The organism is Xanthomonas sp. CFBP 8445, assembly GCF_025666235.1.
GTDB lineage: Bacteria > Pseudomonadota > Gammaproteobacteria > Xanthomonadales > Xanthomonadaceae > Xanthomonas_A > Xanthomonas_A indica.
Genome location: NZ_CP102594.1, coordinates 750,097 through 766,782, shown reverse-complemented (window position 1 = coordinate 766,782; position 16,686 = coordinate 750,097). Strand labels below are relative to the sequence as shown.

Annotated in this window: 12 protein-coding genes; 4 read left to right on the top strand and 8 right to left on the bottom strand. The window is 69.2% G+C overall.

The window, feature by feature from the left end:
- Positions 1 to 54: 54 nt before the first annotated feature.
- A complete protein-coding gene (gene rhlB / locus NUG21_RS03365; protein WP_263392279.1) occupies positions 55 to 1,812 on the bottom strand; it encodes an ATP-dependent RNA helicase RhlB in 1,758 nt (585 codons plus the stop codon).
- Positions 1,813 to 2,014: 202 nt separating this feature from the next.
- Between rhlB and trxA the strand changes: the two genes are divergently transcribed.
- From trxA to NUG21_RS03350, 3 genes are all read left to right on the top strand, one after another.
- Entirely contained in the window at positions 2,015 to 2,356 is a 342-nt protein-coding gene (gene trxA, locus NUG21_RS03360) for a thioredoxin TrxA (RefSeq protein WP_017908556.1), read from the top strand.
- Positions 2,357 to 2,598: 242 nt separating this feature from the next.
- Complete coding sequence (gene rho / locus NUG21_RS03355; protein WP_160945588.1) at positions 2,599 to 4,389, top strand: transcription termination factor Rho; 1,791 nt, start codon at positions 2,599 to 2,601, stop codon at positions 4,387 to 4,389.
- A gap of 157 nt (positions 4,390 to 4,546) precedes the next feature.
- The gene (locus tag NUG21_RS03350; protein ID WP_160945589.1) at positions 4,547 to 5,314 is read left to right on the top strand and encodes a COG4705 family protein; all 768 of its coding nucleotides are present in this window, start codon (positions 4,547 to 4,549) and stop codon (positions 5,312 to 5,314) included.
- Between the two features lie 65 nt (positions 5,315 to 5,379).
- Here the strand turns inward: NUG21_RS03350 and NUG21_RS03345 are convergent, their stop codons facing one another.
- From NUG21_RS03345 to NUG21_RS03315, 7 genes are all read right to left on the bottom strand, one after another.
- Positions 5,380 to 6,273 (bottom strand): TonB family protein, encoded by an 894-nt coding sequence (locus NUG21_RS03345; RefSeq protein WP_263392278.1) that lies wholly within the window; start codon positions 6,271 to 6,273, stop codon positions 5,380 to 5,382.
- Positions 6,274 to 6,334: 61 nt separating this feature from the next.
- Positions 6,335 to 8,074, bottom strand: a complete 1,740-nt coding sequence (aceK, locus tag NUG21_RS03340) for a bifunctional isocitrate dehydrogenase kinase/phosphatase (protein WP_242081877.1) — start codon at positions 8,072 to 8,074, stop codon at positions 6,335 to 6,337.
- Positions 8,075 to 8,370: 296 nt separating this feature from the next.
- Positions 8,371 to 10,602 carry an NADP-dependent isocitrate dehydrogenase gene (locus NUG21_RS03335; RefSeq protein ID WP_263392277.1) on the bottom strand — a complete coding sequence of 744 codons (2,232 nt, stop codon included), beginning with the start codon at positions 10,600 to 10,602 and terminating at the stop codon, positions 8,371 to 8,373.
- 493 nt (positions 10,603 to 11,095) lie between these two features.
- The gene (locus tag NUG21_RS03330) at positions 11,096 to 11,620 is read right to left on the bottom strand and encodes a hypothetical protein (RefSeq protein ID WP_160945592.1); all 525 of its coding nucleotides are present in this window, start codon (positions 11,618 to 11,620) and stop codon (positions 11,096 to 11,098) included.
- 54 nt (positions 11,621 to 11,674) lie between these two features.
- Positions 11,675 to 11,968, bottom strand: a complete 294-nt coding sequence (locus NUG21_RS03325; RefSeq protein WP_017911040.1) for a LysM peptidoglycan-binding domain-containing protein — start codon at positions 11,966 to 11,968, stop codon at positions 11,675 to 11,677.
- A gap of 253 nt (positions 11,969 to 12,221) precedes the next feature.
- Positions 12,222 to 13,040: an NADPH-dependent 7-cyano-7-deazaguanine reductase QueF gene (gene queF, locus NUG21_RS03320; protein WP_160945593.1), complete on the bottom strand. Its 819-nt coding sequence runs from the start codon at positions 13,038 to 13,040 to the stop codon at positions 12,222 to 12,224.
- Positions 13,041 to 13,782: 742 nt separating this feature from the next.
- A complete protein-coding gene (locus tag NUG21_RS03315; RefSeq protein WP_263392276.1) occupies positions 13,783 to 15,099 on the bottom strand; it encodes a M20 family metallopeptidase in 1,317 nt (438 codons plus the stop codon).
- Between the two features lie 288 nt (positions 15,100 to 15,387).
- Here NUG21_RS03315 and NUG21_RS03310 point away from each other — a divergent pair, with 288 nt between their 5' ends.
- Positions 15,388 to 16,626 carry an efflux RND transporter periplasmic adaptor subunit gene (locus NUG21_RS03310; protein ID WP_263392275.1) on the top strand — a complete coding sequence of 413 codons (1,239 nt, stop codon included), beginning with the start codon at positions 15,388 to 15,390 and terminating at the stop codon, positions 16,624 to 16,626.
- Positions 16,627 to 16,686: the final 60 nt, after the last annotated feature.

Here is a 16,686-nt window from a genome sequence, read left to right as displayed (position 1 = left end):
GGCCGGGGTGTTCGTCCACCGCATGCGACGCACGCGGCGGACGGCCGGCCCGGATCAGGAGCTGGACACCAGCGAACGTAGCTTGCGGCCCAGGCGGGTCAGGAACGAATCGTTCTTCGCCGCCGCGCCGCGCTCGGCCTGGCGCGCGGCCTTGACCGGGGTGGCCACGACCTGCACCGGCTTGGCCGGCGCAGCGGTCGCCGGAGCGGTGCTGCCGTTGCCGGCCGGTGCGCCCTCGGCGCCTTCCAGCGGACGCCCGCCGCGACGGCGGCGGCGCTTGCGCGGCGCACGCTCGCCCTCGACCGCGGGCGCTGCGCCCTCGGCCGGCGCAGCACGCGGCGGCTTCGGGGCAGGCGCCGGCGCGGCGGCAGCCGGCGCAGTGCCGTCGGCCGCAGCGGCCGTGGCATCGGCCGGACGCGGCGTGCGCGGACGCCGTGGCTTGCCGTCGGCGCTGCGCGACTCGCCACGGCCGCCCGGGCCGCTGCGGCCGCCGCCGGGCTTGCCGCGACCGCCGCCACGGCGCTGTTCGTCGGCCTCGCGTTGGGCGCGGGCCTCGCGGAAGATCTCGCCGATGCTCTCGTCGCCGTCGGCCTCGGCAGCCTCGCCCTCCACCGCCGCGCGCGGGGTGCGCGGCAGCGCCACCAGCAGTTCGGCGGTGACCGGCTCGACCGGGATCTTCTGCTCGATGTAGGTTTCGATGTCCGGCAGGCTCATCGCGTAGCGCTCGCAGGCGAAGCTGATCGCGTCGCCTTCCTCGCCCAGCCGCGCGGTGCGGCCGATGCGGTGCACGTAGTCCTCGGCGTCGAACGGCAGGTCGTAGTTGTAGACGTACTTGACCCCGTCGATATGCAGGCCGCGCGCGGCCACGTCGGTGGCCACCAGGATCTCCAACTGGCCCTTCTGGAAGCGATTGAGCAGGGTCTCGCGCTTCTTCTGCGGCACGTCGCCGGACAGCACGCCGACCCGGTAGCCGTTGCGCTCCAGCGCGCGCGCCACGCGCTCGACGAAGGCCTTGGTGTTGACGAACACCATGGTGCGCGCGCCCTCGCTGCGCGACAGCAGGCCCAGCAGCAGGGTCAGCTTCTCCTCGTCGGAGGGGAAGTAGATGCGCTGGCGCACGCGCGCGGCGGTGATGCTCTCGGTCTCGACCACGAGCTTTTCCGGCTCGTTCATGTGCTCGTAGGCCAGCTCCAGCACGCGGTGGCTGAGGGTGGCCGAGAACAGCAGGGTCTGGCGGGTGCCGCGCTCGGGCATGCGCCGCAGCAGGAAGCGGATGTCCTTGATGAAGCCCAGGTCGAACATGCGGTCGGCTTCGTCGAGCACGCAGATCTCGCAGGCGTGCAGCGACACCACCTTGTGCTGCTTGACGTAGTCGATCAGGCGGCCGGGGGTGGCGATGATCACGTCCACGCCCTGCTGCAGCAGTTCGCGCTGCTTGTCGTAGTCCACGCCGCCGTAGACCAGGGCGAAGCGCAGGCCCAGCTCGGAGCCGAACTTCACCGCGTCCTTGTGGATCTGGATCGCCAGTTCGCGGGTCGGGGCCAGGATCAGCGCGCGCGGATCCTCCGGCTTGCGGTCGGCCAGCGCCGGGCGGCTGAGCAGGCGGTTCATCACCGCCACCAGGAACGCCAGGGTCTTGCCGGTGCCGGTCTGGGCCTGGCCGGCCACGTCGCGGCCGGGAAGGGCCACCGGCAGGGTCAGCGCCTGGATCGGGGTGCAGCGGGTAAAGCCGGCGCTTTCCAGCCCTGCGAGCAGCGCAGGATGCAGGTCGAACGCGGAAAAAGTCACATCGGTCAGCGGTTTGTCGCTCATCATTCCATCTTCGTGAGGCCACCCCGCCCGAAGCGTAAGGTCGCGGCTTGCATCGGTCCCGGCAGCGTCGCACACTGGCGTCTTCCATGCCGGGTCGCGCGACAGGGGGAATCCCTTGAGTTCGCCGCGCAATGCCCCAGTTTACCGCAATGCGGCGGCCACCCGGTCCGGCCAGTCGCATTGGCCCAGGAGAACCCCCAAAGTGAGCGACAAGGTCCTTTACGTCGGCGACGCCGATTTCGATGCCACGGTGCTGCAGTCCGACGAGCCGGTCCTGGTGGACTTCTGGGCCGAATGGTGCGGCCCGTGCAAGATGATCGCACCGGTGCTGGACGACCTCGCCGACGCCTACGACGGCCGCCTGAAGGTCGCCAAGGTCAACGTGGACGAGAACCGCGCCACCGCGATCAAGTACCACGTGCGTTCGATCCCGATGCTGCTGCTGTTCAAGAACGGCCAGATCCAGGCCACCCAGATCGGCGCGGTCGGCAAGGGCCAGCTGACCCAGATGATCGACAAGACCCTGGGCGGCAGCGCCGCCTGACGCCCGCTGCCGGCGCCCGCTCCGCCACCGGAGCGGCGCCACGGCACCCCGGCCGGCCTTGCGCCGCCGGTGGCTGAATCGCCCGCCAACGCCTGCTTGCCGTGCTTGCGCGGCGATGATAGTGTCGATGCATCCGGTGGCATTCGCACACCGCACCCCCTCTGGAAGATTCTCTCCCAGACCTCCTCCCAACCCCGTATGCCCCCACGCTGGGCGCTCGCACTCTTAGCGAGGAACACCACTTGTCCGATCACACCATGTCCGAACCCGGGAGCGCCGACGCCCCCGCCGAGAAGCGCGTGCGCAAGCCGCGCGTCAGCAAGGCCGCGAGCGGCGCGGAAGGCGCCGCCGAGCACGGCGCGCCGGCGCAGCCGACCCTGCCGCTGAACCCCGCGCCGGCCCAGGCCGAGGCGCCGCGCGCCGCAGCGCCGGAGTCTGCCCCGGCCCCGGCCGCGAGCGGCAACCAGAGCCACGGCGGCGGCGACGCGCCGGCCCATCAGGGCGGCGGCAGCCAGGCGTCCGACGGCGGCGAGCCGCGCGAAGGCCGTGAGCCGCGCGACGGCGGCAACAACAACCGCTTCAACAATCAGAACCAGAACAACCAGAACAACCAGCAGGGCAACCGCCGCGACCGCTTCCGCAATCGCCGCGACCGCGACCGCAACCAGCGCGGCGGCGACCGCTTCCAGGACAACGGCCTGCCCAGCGACAACGGCGGCAACGAGCCGTTCGTGCCGCGCCCGCACGCCAGCGTGCCGGAAGGCTTTCCGATCTACTCGCTGAGCGACCTGAAGAAGATGCCGGCGCAGAAGCTGCTGGACATCGCCGAGCAGCTCAACATCCAGGACGGCGTGGCCCGCGCGCGCAAGCAGGACGTGATCTTCGCCCTGCTGAAGGTGCTGACCCGCCACGGCGAAGGCGTCGCCGCCGACGGCGTGCTGGAAATCCTGCCGGACGGCTTCGGCTTCCTGCGCGCGGCCGAGGCCAGCTACCTGGCCGGCCCGGACGACACCTACATCTCGCCCAGCCAGATCCGCCGCTTCAACCTGCGCACCGGCGACCACCTGTCCGGCCGCATCCGCTTCCCGAAGGACGGCGAACGCTACTTCGCGCTGTCGATCGTCGACACCATCAACGGCGAACCGCTGGAAGCGAGCAAGAACAAGGTCCTGTTCGAGAACCTGACCGCGCTGTTCCCGCGCAAGCGCTTCACCCTGGAGCGCGGCAACGGTTCCTCGGAAGACATCTCCGGCCGCATCCTCGATCTGATGGCGCCGCAGGGCAAGGGCCAGCGTGCGCTGATCGTGTCCCCGCCCAAGGCCGGCAAGACCATGCTGATGCAGCAGGTGGCCACGGCGATCACCACCAACCACCCGGACGTGCACCTGATCGTGCTGCTGATCGACGAGCGCCCGGAAGAAGTGACCGAAATGCAGCGCACCGTGCGCGGCGAGGTCATCTCCTCGACCTTCGACGAGCCGGCCGCGCGCCACGTGCAGGTCGCCGAGATGGTGATCGAGCGCGCCAAGCGCCTGGTCGAACACAAGAAGGACGTGGTGATCCTGCTCGACTCGATCACCCGCCTGGCCCGCGCCTACAACAACGTGGTGCCGTCCTCCGGCAAGGTGCTCAGCGGCGGCGTCGACGCCAACGCCCTGCACCGCCCGAAGCGCTTCTTCGGCGCGGCGCGCAATGTCGAGGAAGGCGGCTCGCTGACCATCATCGCCACCGCGCTGGTCGAGACCGGCAGCAAGATGGACGAGGTGATCTACGAAGAGTTCAAGGGCACCGGCAACAGCGAAGTGCACCTGAACCGCCGTATCGCCGAGAAGCGCGTGTACCCGGCCATCGACATCAACCGCTCCGGCACCCGCCGCGAGGACCTGCTGATCGAGCCGGAACTGCTGCAGAAGATCTGGATCCTGCGCAAGCTGCTGCATCCGATGGACGAGATCGCAGCGATGGAATTCCTGCTGGACAAGATGAAGAACACCAAGTCCAACGACGAGTTCTTCGGTTCGATGAAGCGCTGAGTCCAGCGCCGGTTCGACCGCAACGCCCCGCTTCGGCGGGGCGTTCGCGTTTGTGGCGGCGGTGCGGCGCTACCAGCGCCTGACCGCGCGGGGTCCGACGGTCTTTCGACGTAAGCGCCGGTGAGATGGGCGCCATTCGCCCGCCGCGTCCGCCACCATGCCCGCCCCTGCCAACCCCACCGTCAGCAAGGTCGCCCCGGTCACCCTCGGCTTCTGGGTGATGAAGATCTGCGCCACCACACTCGGCGAGACCGGCGGCGACCTGCTGTCGATGACCCTGGACGTCGGCTATGCGCTGAGCAGCGTGCTGCTGCTGGCGGTGTTCCTGGTCTCGCTGTGGGCGCAGTTGCGCGCGCGGCAGTTCCAGCCGTGGCGGTACTGGTGGGTGATCCTGACCACCAGCACCGCCGGCACCACGCTGTCGGACTACATGGACCGCAGCCTGGGCCTGGGCTACGCGCAGGGCGCGCTGCTGCTGGTCAGCCTGCTGGCCGCGGTGCTGGCGATATGGTGGCTGTGCGAACGCAGCCTGTCGGTCGCGCGGATCGGCAGCGGCCGCGCCGAGGTCTTCTACTGGCTGGCGATTCTGGTCTCCAACACGCTGGGGACCGCACTGGGCGATTACCTGGCCGACAGTTCCGGCCTGGGCTTCGCCGGTGGCGCGCTGCTGATCGCGGCGTTGCTGGCGGCGATCGCCCTGGCGTATGCCTTTACCCGCGTCTCGCGCACGGCGCTGTTCTGGGCGGCGTTCGTGCTGACCCGCCCGTTCGGCGCCACCCTCGGCGATCTGCTGAGCAAGCCGGCCAGCAAGGGCGGGCTGGACCTGGGCACGATCGGCGCGTCGCTGCTGCTGGCCGGGCTGTTGCTGGCGGTGCTGGTCGTCTCGACGCGACGCCGCGACGACGACGGCCGCGCGGCGCGCTAGCGTCGACCAGTCGCCGAAGCAGGCCACCTGGCCGTCTCGGCGACCAGGCGGCAGGCGATCGCCGCTCAGCCGCCCTGCAGCGGCGTCAGCAGGCGCGGGCCGGCGCCGTCGGCCATGTACACGCCGCCGGCCGGCAGCAGGTCCGGCGAGAAGCCGGTCGCGTCCTCGCTGGTGATCCAGGGCGCGCGCTGGCGCGGGCCGGGGATGTAGCTCATCCAGCGGCCGTAAGCCGATGGCGCACCCTGGCGGGACTGGTCGAGCAGCGCGTAATCGACCGGCACGCGCACGGTCCAGTAAGGCGCATCCACGTCCTTGCCTTCGCTCGGCGGGCGGAAGGTCCACTTGCGCGCCGCACCCAGCGCGCTCTTGCCCAGCACGTCGCGCAGTTGCTGCATCTGCCGCTCGGACGCCACCACGCGCAGGTTGACCTGCTCCACCGCGGCGTCGGCGACGCGACCGTCGCGGCCCACCTTGAGCACCAGGTACGCCGATCCCGCGGCACCGGCGCTGTAGGCGGCTTCCGGATAGGCCGGCGGCTTCATCTGGATCGAGGTGACCACGTTGCGGTCGTTGGGATCGTAGTGGCTGAAATCGGCGCCGCGGATCTCGACCTGGTAATCGTCGCCCTGCTGGCGCTTGGCGACCAGGCGCAGGGTCATCGGCGCACGCGCCGGAACGGGCTTGCCATCGCGCATGCCGGGCGCGAACGTCCACTGCATCACGGTGCTGCGGACGAAGTCGACCACCCCCTTGGGCAGACGCTCCTGCTGGTCCAGCGCCAGCGCCGACACCTTGCCGCTGGGCTCGATGTCGATGGTGCCGCTCACCAGCATGCTGCTCTCGATCTGCTTGCGCACCGCGCCGGGACCGATCCCGTCGGCGGCGACGGCGGCAAATGCCAGCAGCAGCGACAGCAGGACGCTCCAGCGCCACCACGAACAGAGAGATCGACGGTGCATCGCGCATTCCTTTGCCTGAGATGAGGCGCCGATTACACCGCAGTGGCGGCCCGCCGGCAACTCAGGCCAGACGCAGCGCGTCCGGGTAGGGCGGCGCGTCCGGATAATCGTCCTCGCGCAGCCGTGTCTGCAGATCGCGCCACCATTGCGGATCGAACAGTTCGCCATGGGCGTGGCGCACCGCCTCCAGCGACGCCGCAGGCAGGCCCATGAACATCGCGAAGCGCTCCGGGAACACGTCGCGCGGGGCGACGTGGAACCAGGGTTCGGCGGACATCGCCTCCTCCTCGTTGCGCGGCTGCGGCCAGTCGCGGAAGTTGCAGTCGGTGACCAGGCACAGTTCGTCGTAGTCGTAGAACACCGCCCGGCCTTGCCGCGACACGCCGAAGTTCTTCAGCAGCATGTCGCCGGGGAAGATGTTGTTGCGGGCCATGTCCTTGATCGCCTGCGCGTAGTCCAGCGCGGCCTCGCGCGCGGCCTCGGCGCCCTGCTCGCGCAGGTACAGATTCAACGGACGCAGGCGCCGCTGCACGTAGCACAGCTCGACGATCAGGTCGTCGCCGTCCTCGCGCAGGCTGCGCGCGCAGCCCTCCATCAACTCTTTCAGCAGCGCCGGGGCGAAGCGCGCACGCGGGAAGCGCAGCGAGCGGTACGGCTGCGCGTCGAGCAGGCGGCCGACCCGGTCCAGGTTGAACACCAGCGCATACTTCTCCTCCACTTCCTCGCGGCTCATCGTCTTCGGATAGGCGAAGCGGTCGCGGATCAGCTTGAACACCAGCGGATAGCTGGGCAGGGTGAACACCGCCATGACCATGCCCGGCGTGCCCTCGGCATGCACCAGCTGTTCGTTGGGATGCGCCTGGAAGTGCCGGAAGAAGGTGCGGAAGCGTTCGGTCTTGCCCTGCTTGGCGCGGCCGAGCATGGTGTACAGCTCGTCGATCGGCTTGTGCGGCAGCAGACTGCGCAGGAACACCACCGCATCGCCGACGGTGGACAGGTCGGCCTGGAAATAGCTGCGCGAGATGCTGAACAGCTGTGCCACGTCGTTGCGCTTGGTCAGCACCGCTTCGGCGCGCAGGCCCTGCTCGTCGTTGACCAGCGCGATCACGCACGGCGAGAAACGGTGCTCGCCGAACACGCGGCCGATCAGATAGGCGCGGCGTTCGCGGTAGAACACCGTCTCCAGCAGTTCGATGCCGCGCACCGGGTTCTCGCCCCAGTGGGCGAGGTCGTCCTGCAGCCGCACCGCGATCGCCGCCGCGCAGCGCGTGCGGTGCGCGTACGGCACGTCGAACGGATAGTCGCCGAGCACGCGCACGAACGCGTCCACCGGGCGCGCCTCGGACACCACGTAGTTGTGCCGCGCCACCGGGTGGGTGATGGCGTCGGTGGGCTCGATGTCCAGCGCCACGAACTCGATCTGCGCATCCACGCCCTGCGTGCGGAAGAAGCGCCGGGTCAGGGTGTTGTAGAAGGTCTTGTACAGTTCCTGGTCGATCAGCGCGGCGATCAGCTCGGCGTAGTGGTCGCGCGCGCGGATCCACAGCGCGCGGTCGTGCGCCTGGCCGAGCAGCACCGCGCGCAGGCGCAGCATGCATTCGGCGATGCACTGGTCGTACAGGGCGATGCGTTCGATCGCATCCTCGCGCGCCGCGCTCCAGTCGCGCGCCTCGAAGCGCTGGCGCGCACGCGCGGAGATCTGCGCGAAGCGCGCGTGGTAGTCCTCGAACGCCTCGAAGACGATGCGGCCGATGACCAGGGCACGGCGTTCGGACGGCAGCGGCAGCGGCGTGGACGGCATGCCCGCAGTGTACCCAGATGGTGGCGTCACGCGGGCGTCGGGCGGAGCCGGCGACGCATCCAGGAAAACCACCAGCGCCTGGATACTGCCAGGATCTGCGTCATGGACATCTCCAGCGACCTACTTCGCCAAGGTCGAGCCAGACGCAGGTTGCCCGTAGGAGCGGCTTCAGCCGCGACGGGCGTTCCCGGCCAGCCTGTCGCGGCTGAAGCGGCTCCTACACGGCGTTTCCTGCGCCGCAAACGCAAAGGGCCGCCCGAGTGGGCGGCCCTTTGCGTCACGCTCGGCTCGAGCGATCAGGCACTCAGCGTCGCCAGGGCGTCGTTGAGGGTCTTGCTCGGCCGCATCGCCTTGCCGACCAGGTCCAGGTTCGGGCGGTAGTAACCCTGGATGTCGACCGGCTGGCCCTGCACGCCGTTGAGCTCGGCGACGATGGTCGCTTCCTGCTCGGTCAGCTGCTTGGCCAGCGGCGCGAAGCGCGCCTTCAGCGCGGCGTCTTCGTCCTGCGCGGCCAGCGCCTGCGCCCAGTACAGGGCCAGGTAGAAGTGGCTGCCGCGGTTGTCCAGCCCGCCGACCTTGCGCGAAGGCGACTTGTCGTTGTCCAGGAACTGGCCGTTGGCTTGGTCCAGGGTGCGCGCCAGCACGCCGATGGCGGCGTTGTGGTGGCGCTGGCCCAGGTGCTCCAGCGACGCGGCCAGGGCCAGGAACTCGCCCAGCGAATCCCAGCGCAGGTAGTTTTCTTCGACGAACTGCTGCACGTGCTTGGGCGCCGAACCGCCGGCGCCGGTCTCGAACAGGCCGCCGCCGGCCATCAGCGGCACGATCGACAGCATCTTGGCGCTGGTGCCCAGCTCCATGATCGGGAACAGGTCGGTGAGGTAGTCGCGCAGCACGTTGCCGGTGACCGAGATGGTGTCCTCGCCCTTGCGGATGCGCTGCAGCGAGAACGCGGTGGCTTCCACTGGCGGCAGGATGCGGATGTCCAGGCCATTGAGGTCGTGATCCTGCAGGTAGCGCTCCACCTTCTGGATCATCAGCGCATCGTGCGCACGCTGCGGATCCAGCCAGAACACCGCCGGGGTCGCGCTCAGGCGCGCGCGCTCGACTGCCAGCTTGACCCAGTCCTGGATCGGCGCGTCCTTGGTCTGGCACATGCGCCAGATGTCGCCGGCTTCCACCGCATGCTCCAGCAGCACCGTGCCGCCGGCATCGGTGACGCGCACGGTACCGTCGGTGGCGATCTGGAAGGTCTTGTCGTGCGAACCGTATTCCTCGGCCTTCTGCGCCATCAGGCCGACGTTGGGCACGCTGCCCATGGTCGCCGGGTCGAACGCGCCGTGCAGCTTGCAGTCCTCGATCACCGCCTGGTACACGCCGGCGTAGCAGCGGTCCGGGATCACCGCCTTGGTGTCCTGCAGCTTGCCTTCGGCGTTCCACATCTTGCCGGAGTCGCGGATCATCGCCGGCATCGACGCATCGACGATCACGTCGCTGGGCACGTGCAAATTGGTGATGCCCTTGTCGGAGTTGACCATCGCCAGGCCCGGGCGCTGCGCGTACAGCGCCTGCAGGTCGGCCTCGATCGGCGCACGCTGCGCCTCCGGCAGACTGGCGATGCGCGCGTACAGATCGCCGATGCCGTTGTTGGCATCGAAGCCCACCTGCTTGAGCGTGGCGGCATGCTTGTCCAGCACGTCGCGGTAGAACGCCTCGACCACCACGCCGAACATGATCGGGTCGGAGACCTTCATCATCGTCGCCTTCAGGTGCAGCGAGAACAGCACGCCCTGCTGCTTGGCATCGGCGATCTGCGCCTGCACGAAGGCGGCCAGCGCGCGCTTACTCATCACCGCCGCATCGATCAGCTCACCGGCCTGCACCGCGGTCTTTTCCTTCAGCACCGTCACCGTGCCGTCCTTGCCGACCAGCTCGATCTTGACGTTGCCGGCCTGCGCGATCAGCGCCGAGCGCTCGCTGCCGTAGAAGTCGCCGGCATCCATGTGCGCCACGTGCGACTTGGACTCGGCGCTCCAGGCGCCCATGCGGTGCGGGTGCTTGCGTGCGTAGTTCTTCACCGAGGCCGGCGCGCGGCGATCGGAATTGCCCTCGCGCAGCACCGGGTTGACCGCGCTGCCCTTGACCTTGTCGTAGCGCGCCTTGGCTTCCTTCTCTTTCTCATCCTTCGGCTCGTCCACGTAGTCCGGCAGCGCATAACCCTGCTGCTGCAGTTCCTTGATCGCGGCCTTGAGCTGCGGCACCGAGGCGCTGATGTTGGGCAGCTTGATGATGTTGGCTTCCGGCGTGGTCGCCAGCTGGCCCAGTTCGGCCAGGTCGTCGGCGATGCGCTGGCCCTCGCGCAGGTATTCGGGGAACTGCGAAATCAGGCGGCCGGCCAGCGAAATGTCGCGGGTCTCCACGGCGATGCCAGCGGTGCCAGCGAACGCGGAGACGATCGGCAGCAGCGACTGCGTCGCCAGGTACGGGGCTTCATCGGTGAGCGTGTACAGGATCTTGGGCGTATTCGACATGACGCGACGGATGACCTCTGGCAGGGGGAATAGGCAGCACCGACAGTACGGCGGCGTATTGTTTCTTGTAGGTTTCGCGATGCCGCCAACCGCCGGACATCGGCCGTCCATTGTCGCGTGTCTGCCGGCTGTGGGCAAAGCGCGGGGGTTTGCTTTCGACAAGCGCCATGCAGCAGTGCGGCGCCAGTCTGAGGCCCACCCACACTGGCGCCGCACCTGTGGGCGGCACGGATGATGATTGTCCTGAAGACAACCGACGGCGTCGCGCAACACACCGTGCTGCATGCGATGCCGTCCAAACCGCGATGCAGCGATGGCGCGCGCGCTCGGCATCGGATGCGCGCCTTCGATTCGCAGTGCCACTTCCTGCCACTCGGGGCACACCCCATCGGACCAGCCATAAAAAAGGCGCAGCCTCGCGGCTGCGCCAGCGTGTCGCACGTGCCGGGAGAGAGGCGGCGCGTGCGACCCGTGACCCGGGCTCAGCCCTGGATCACTTCACCTCGAACGTCTGCGGCGTACCCGCCGCCTGGCCGTTCACGGTGACCTCGGCCTTGTACTGGCCGGCCGGCCAGCCCTTGGGGTTGGTGAACTCGAAGTTGGTGGTGTCGGCCCCGCTGGTGTTGAGCGTCTCGGTGCGCTCGCCGGCGGTCTGGCCATCCTGGAACACCAGCTTGGCACCGACGTTGGCATTGGTCGCCGAACCCTCGGTCTTCACCGAGACGATGATCTTGTCCTTGCTGCCGAGCGTGGTCAGCGGCGCGACCGACTTGTCCGCGGCCGCGGTGTTGCCGACGGCGACCGCGGCGACGTTCACCGCGTTGGCGCCCGCGGCGGCCGGTGCCGGCTGCTCCGCCGGCGCGGCGGCCGGACCCGGCATCTGTTCGGTCGGTGCGGACGAGGTGGGATCGGGCGACGTGGTCTGCTGCTGCTCCTGCTTCTTGCAGCCGGCCAGCGCCAGGGCACCGACCAGGGCGATCAGCAGCGGCGAAAACGGGGAGATCGAACGGGTCTTCATCGGAAAGGGACTCCTGTCGGAATGGCGAAGAAGTGGTGGTGGAAGCTCGTGTCGTCAGGCGCCGGCGGGCAACTTGAGCGTCTGGCCGGGATAGATCTTGTCGGGGTCTGCGAGCACGTCGCGGTTGGCCTCGAAGATGCGCGTCCAGGCATTGCCGTCGCCGTAATGCAACTTGGCGATCTTGGACAGCGAATCGCCGGGCTTGACCACGTACACCTGCTGCACCTGCTCGGCCGTGCTGTCGACCTTGCTCTGCACGGCGGAGAAGTCCGCCTTCTGCACGACGTCGGCCGTGGTATCCACCTTGGCAGTGACTGCCGAGAAGTCGGCACGTTTATCGCTGTTCATCGCGTAGCTCCCTGCGTGATGGGACGGTGCCACGGTGTCACAGGATTTGTTAAAAAAGGATCGCGCAGCCGTGAATCGCGCAGACGCGGTTCAGGCGTGCGACGTGCCTCGAACGCGGCGACAGGGACCGCCGTTCAATCGGTTCGGGAGCGGTGCGCGACACGCGCATCGCAAGCACGCTGAAAGCAGCCGATCGCAGGCGAGCACAGGTGCGGACGGCGCCGCACCATCGCGGTGTCGGCGCGGTGTCTGGCTACTGGCGCAGATCGCGCAGGAAGCTCAGCGGTTCGGCCACGTCCGGGGTGGCGCGCCAGGGATTGATGTCCAAGCCGCCGCGACGGGTGTACCGCGCCTCCACCTGCAGCGACTGCGGGCGGCAGCGCGTCATCAGGTCGTGGAAGATGCGCTCGACGCACTGCTCGTGGAAGCCGGCATGCTCGCGGAAGCTGATCAGGTAGCGCAGCAGCCCCTCGCGGTCGATGCGGCCGCCGCGGTAGCGGATGTGCAGCGACGCCCAGTCCGGCTGGCCGGTGACTGGGCAGTTGGACTTGAGCAATTCGCTGGTCAGGGTCTCTTCGACCACCTCGCCGTCGGCGGCGGACAGGAAGTCCGGACGCGGCGGGCCGTAGCAGTCGATGGCGATGTCCAGCGCGTCCAGCGATTCGCCCTCGCCCAGCGTGTCGATCGGCGGCAAGCCGAATTCCATCGCCACGTCGGCGCCGGCACGCGCCGACAGGTCGGTGACGATGCAGCTGCGCAGCGCCTCGGCGCTGTTGAAGCGCATCGCGTTGAGCGAGTTGAGATAGAGCTTGAGCGACTTGGATTCGATCAGATTCGGCGAGGCGCACGGCACCTGCAAGGTCGCGGTGGCGACGCAGGGCTTGCCTTGCGCATCGAGCCAACTCAGTTCGTAGGCATGCCAGCGGTCCACGCCGAAGAACGGCAGCGCCACGGGGTCGAGGCCGATCTCGGTACGCGCCGCGGCGCGCGGGATGGGAAACAGCAGCGCGGGATCGTACTGCGACGGGTAGGCGACCTCGCGGCCGAGGCTGGAATCCTGGGGGGTGTTCATGCGATGCAGTGTAGCGGGCGCGTTCTGGCTGGGAGGTGTATGGGTGGGGCTTCGGGCTGGGGATTCGGGAGTGGCGAAGCGATGCTGCGCGTGCTTATGGCGAGGTGCTTGCGTCGCTGCGAGGCTTCATGCGTCGCGACTGACGTCGCTCCCACAGAGGCGATCCAGCGCCGCGCGCGTAGGAGCGGCTGCAGCCGCGACAGCCTTCCGGTAACGCCCGTCGCGGCTGAAGCCGCTCCTACAGGGAAAGGGCGCAGGGCACATGCGAGTCTGGAAGGGCGGCCACGATTGGTGCCGAAGGATTCCCTCGGCTCTGGGCTTCGCGCGTCGCGACTGACGTCGCTCCCACATAGGCGATCCAGTGCCGCGCGCGTAGGAGCGGCTTCAGCCGCGACAGCCTTCCCGGTAACGCCCGTCGCGGCTGAAGCCGCTCCTACAGGGAAAGGGCGCAGGGCACATGCGCGAGTCTGGAAGGGCGGCCACGATTGGTGTCGAAGGATTCCCTCGGCTCAGGGCGTCGCGCGTCGCGACTGACGTCGCTCCCACAGAGGCGATCCAACGCCGCGCGTCGTAGGAGCGGCTCAGCCGCGACAGCCTTCCCGGTCATGCCCGTCGCGGCTGAAGCCGCTCCTACGGATGTCCATCTGTCCATCGCTGCCGGGCCGACGCACGATGCCTTCCACGAGGCTGCGGGACTGCCGCTTTTACGAATCCCCAATCCCGACTCCCCAATCCCGCCCCTTCAGGCCTCCGGCTTCATCCACAGATAATCCAAGGACACCTGCAGCATCGCGCGCAGGCCGACGTCCAGGGCGGTCTCGTCGAGCAGGAACTGCGGCGAGTGGTTGCTGGGCGCGGTCGCCGGGTCGATGCCGGGGCCGGTGGCGCCGACGAAGAAGAACATCGACGGCACCTGCTGCGCGTAGTACGAGAAATCCTCCGCGCCCATCTGCAGCGGCGGTTCGTAGACGTTGCCGGCGCCGACCACCGCCTGCAGGCTGGGCAGCATGCGCGCAGTCAGTGCCGGGTCGTTGACCGTGGCCGGGTTGCCGTCCTGGTCGGGCACGTGCGCCTCGGCCTTGGCGCCGTGCGCGGCGGCGGTGTGCTCGGCCACGGTCTTGAGGTCGGCGAAGATCTGCTGGCGCATGCCCTCGTCGAAGGTGCGGATGGTGCCGACCATCTCCACGTCGTCGGGAATGATGTTGTAGCGGATACCGCCCTTGATCGCGCCGAAGCTCAGCACCGCCGGCTGCTTGGACAGGTTGGCGCGACGGCTGATCACGCTCTGCGCGGCGCCGATCAGGTCGGCGCTGGCCACGATCGGGTCGATGCCGTTCCACGGCGCCGAGCCGTGGGTCTGGCGGCCGACCACCTTGATGCTGAAGCGGTCCGAGGCGGCCATCAGCGGGCCGCCGCGCACCGCGATCTTGCCGGCCTGGACGCTGGAGAACACGTGCAGGCCGAACATCGCCTGCGGCTTGAAGTCGCGGAACAGGCCTTCCTTGAGCATCAGCGAGGCGCCGCCCTCCTCGTTGCCCGGCGCGCCCTCCTCCGAGGGCTGGAACACCAGCATGACCTCGCCCGGCAGCTGCGCGCGCATCGCCACCAGAGCCTCGGCCACGCCGAGCAGGATCGCGGTGTGCGCGTCGTGGCCGCAGGCGTGCATCACCCCCACGGTCTCGCCGCGGTACTGCCCGGTGGCCTTGGAGGCGAACGGCAGGCCGGTCTGCTCGGTCACCGGCAGCGCGTCCATGTCCGCGCGCAGGGCGATCTTCGGCCCGGGCAGCGCGCCTTTGACGATCGCCACCACGCCGTGGTGGGCGATGCCGGTCTGCGGCTTCAGGCCCAGCGCGCGCAGCCGCTCGGCGACCTTGGCGGCGGTGCGCTCCTCGCGGTTGGACAGCTCCGGGTGCTGGTGGAAGTCGCGCCGCCACTCCACCACCTTGGCCTGCAGCCTGGCCGCGGCAGCCGCCACCTCGGGGCGCTCGGCGCTCTGCGCCCAGGCCAGGGCGGGGACGGCGAACAGCATCGCGGACAGCAGGCGGGACAGGCGCGGCATGGCAGGACTCCAGGTCGGGACGCAACAGGCGTTCAGTCAATGTAGTGCATCGGCGGTCGGTCGGGGGCGGCCGTGGATCCCGCCGCGGGGAAAAAACCCTTGCGAATCCGTGTCAACCGATGCGCCGCCGGTGCGTTGCGAGAGCGAACGACCGGCCTCGCCCGCCCGCGGGGTCTGTCCCTTCAGTCATGGTCCAATCGCAACGCGCCGGCGATATGCTTTCGCGACCGTTGCACCAGCCACTGCGGGAGGGTCCTCCACCCCGCCTCGCCACAGGAGTTTCCCCGGATGTCGCGTTTCTGGAAGATTGCGCTGCTGATCCTCGCAGCGGTGGCCTTGGTGGTGGTGGGCACGCGTTTCATGCGCGGCGGCGGGCATCACAAGGGGGGCGACGCCGGCATGGGCGACGACAGCGACAACACGCCGGTGCCGGTCACGGTGGTCGCCGCCAGCAGCCAGGCGGTGCCGATCTACGCCACCGCCACCGGCACGGTGACCGCGCTGAGCACCGTCACCGTCAGCCCGCAGGTCGGCGGCCAACTGATGAGCCTGAACTTCCGCGAAGGCCAGGAAGTCAAGAAAGGCGAACTGCTGGCGCAGATCGACCCGCGCTCGCTGCAGGCCAGCTACGACCAAGCCGCGGCGAGCAAGCGCCAGAACCAGGCGCTGCTGGCCACCGCGCGCTCCACCTTCCAGCGCTCCGACTCGCCGGCCTACCGGCAGTACGTGGCCAAGACCGACCTGGACACCCAGCGCAACCAGGTGGCGCAGTACGAAGCGGCGGTCGCCGCCAACGATGCGCAGATGCGCGCGGCGCAGGTGCAGTTGCAGTACACCCGCATCCTCGCCCCCAGCGACGGCATCGCCGGCATCCGCGGGGTGGACGTGGGCAACATCGTCAGCACCAGCAGCACCATCGTCACCATCACCCAGGTGCACCCGATCTACGTCACCTTCAACCTGCCCGAGATCCAGCTGCAGGACGTGCGCCAGGCGCAGGCGGCGGCGCCGCTGCCGGTGGCCGCGCTGGACCGCACCGACGCGCATCCGATCGCCAGCGACGGCCAGGTCGACGTGATCGACAACCAGATCAGCGCCGACACCGGCACCTTCAAGGTCCGCGCGGTGTTCCCGAACAACGACCGCGCGCTGTGGCCGGGCCAGTTCGTCAACGTGCGCCTGACCCTGCGCACCGTGCCCGACGGGGTGGTGGTGCCGACCCAGGCGGTGCAGCGCGGCCCCAACGGCGACTACGTGTACGTGGTGCAGGCCGACAACACGGTCAAGATGCAGACGGTCAAGCAGGGCGCGGAAGTCGGCGACAGCCAGGTGCAGCTGACCGAAGGCCTGAAGGCCGGCGAGCGGGTGGTCACCGAAGGCCAGTTCCGGCTCAAGCCCGGCACCAAGGTGACCGCGCTGAAGCCGGGCGAGGCGCCGCCGGAGCCGACCGAGGCCGAACTGAAGGCCGCCGAGGGCAAGCAGCAGCAACGCGGCGGCGGACGCCGCGGCGGCGGCGGGCCGCGCTGAGCGCGCCGCGCGCCCTGGCGAGGGCCGTGCCGCGCCCGCGCGGCCGGCCGCGGCGGGGTC

What these genes read in the sequence shown, in the direction of transcription:
- rhlB (WP_263392279.1), bottom strand. Translation starts at nt 1,812, where the DNA reads ATGAGCGACAAACCGCTGACCGATGTGACTTTTTCCGCGTTCGACCTG.
- NUG21_RS03350 (WP_160945589.1), top strand. Translation starts at nt 4,547, where the DNA reads ATGCCCGCCCCTGCCAACCCCACCGTCAGCAAGGTCGCCCCGGTCACC.
- NUG21_RS03345 (WP_263392278.1), bottom strand. Translation starts at nt 6,273, where the DNA reads ATGCACCGTCGATCTCTCTGTTCGTGGTGGCGCTGGAGCGTCCTGCTG.
- aceK (WP_242081877.1), bottom strand. Translation starts at nt 8,074, where the DNA reads ATGCCGTCCACGCCGCTGCCGCTGCCGTCCGAACGCCGTGCCCTGGTC.
- NUG21_RS03335 (WP_263392277.1), bottom strand. Translation starts at nt 10,602, where the DNA reads ATGTCGAATACGCCCAAGATCCTGTACACGCTCACCGATGAAGCCCCG.
- NUG21_RS03330 (WP_160945592.1), bottom strand. Translation starts at nt 11,620, where the DNA reads ATGAAGACCCGTTCGATCTCCCCGTTTTCGCCGCTGCTGATCGCCCTG.
- NUG21_RS03325 (WP_017911040.1), bottom strand. Translation starts at nt 11,968, where the DNA reads ATGAACAGCGATAAACGTGCCGACTTCTCGGCAGTCACTGCCAAGGTG.
- queF (WP_160945593.1), bottom strand. Translation starts at nt 13,040, where the DNA reads ATGAACACCCCCCAGGATTCCAGCCTCGGCCGCGAGGTCGCCTACCCG.
- NUG21_RS03315 (WP_263392276.1), bottom strand. Translation starts at nt 15,099, where the DNA reads ATGCCGCGCCTGTCCCGCCTGCTGTCCGCGATGCTGTTCGCCGTCCCC.
- NUG21_RS03310 (WP_263392275.1), top strand. Translation starts at nt 15,388, where the DNA reads ATGTCGCGTTTCTGGAAGATTGCGCTGCTGATCCTCGCAGCGGTGGCC.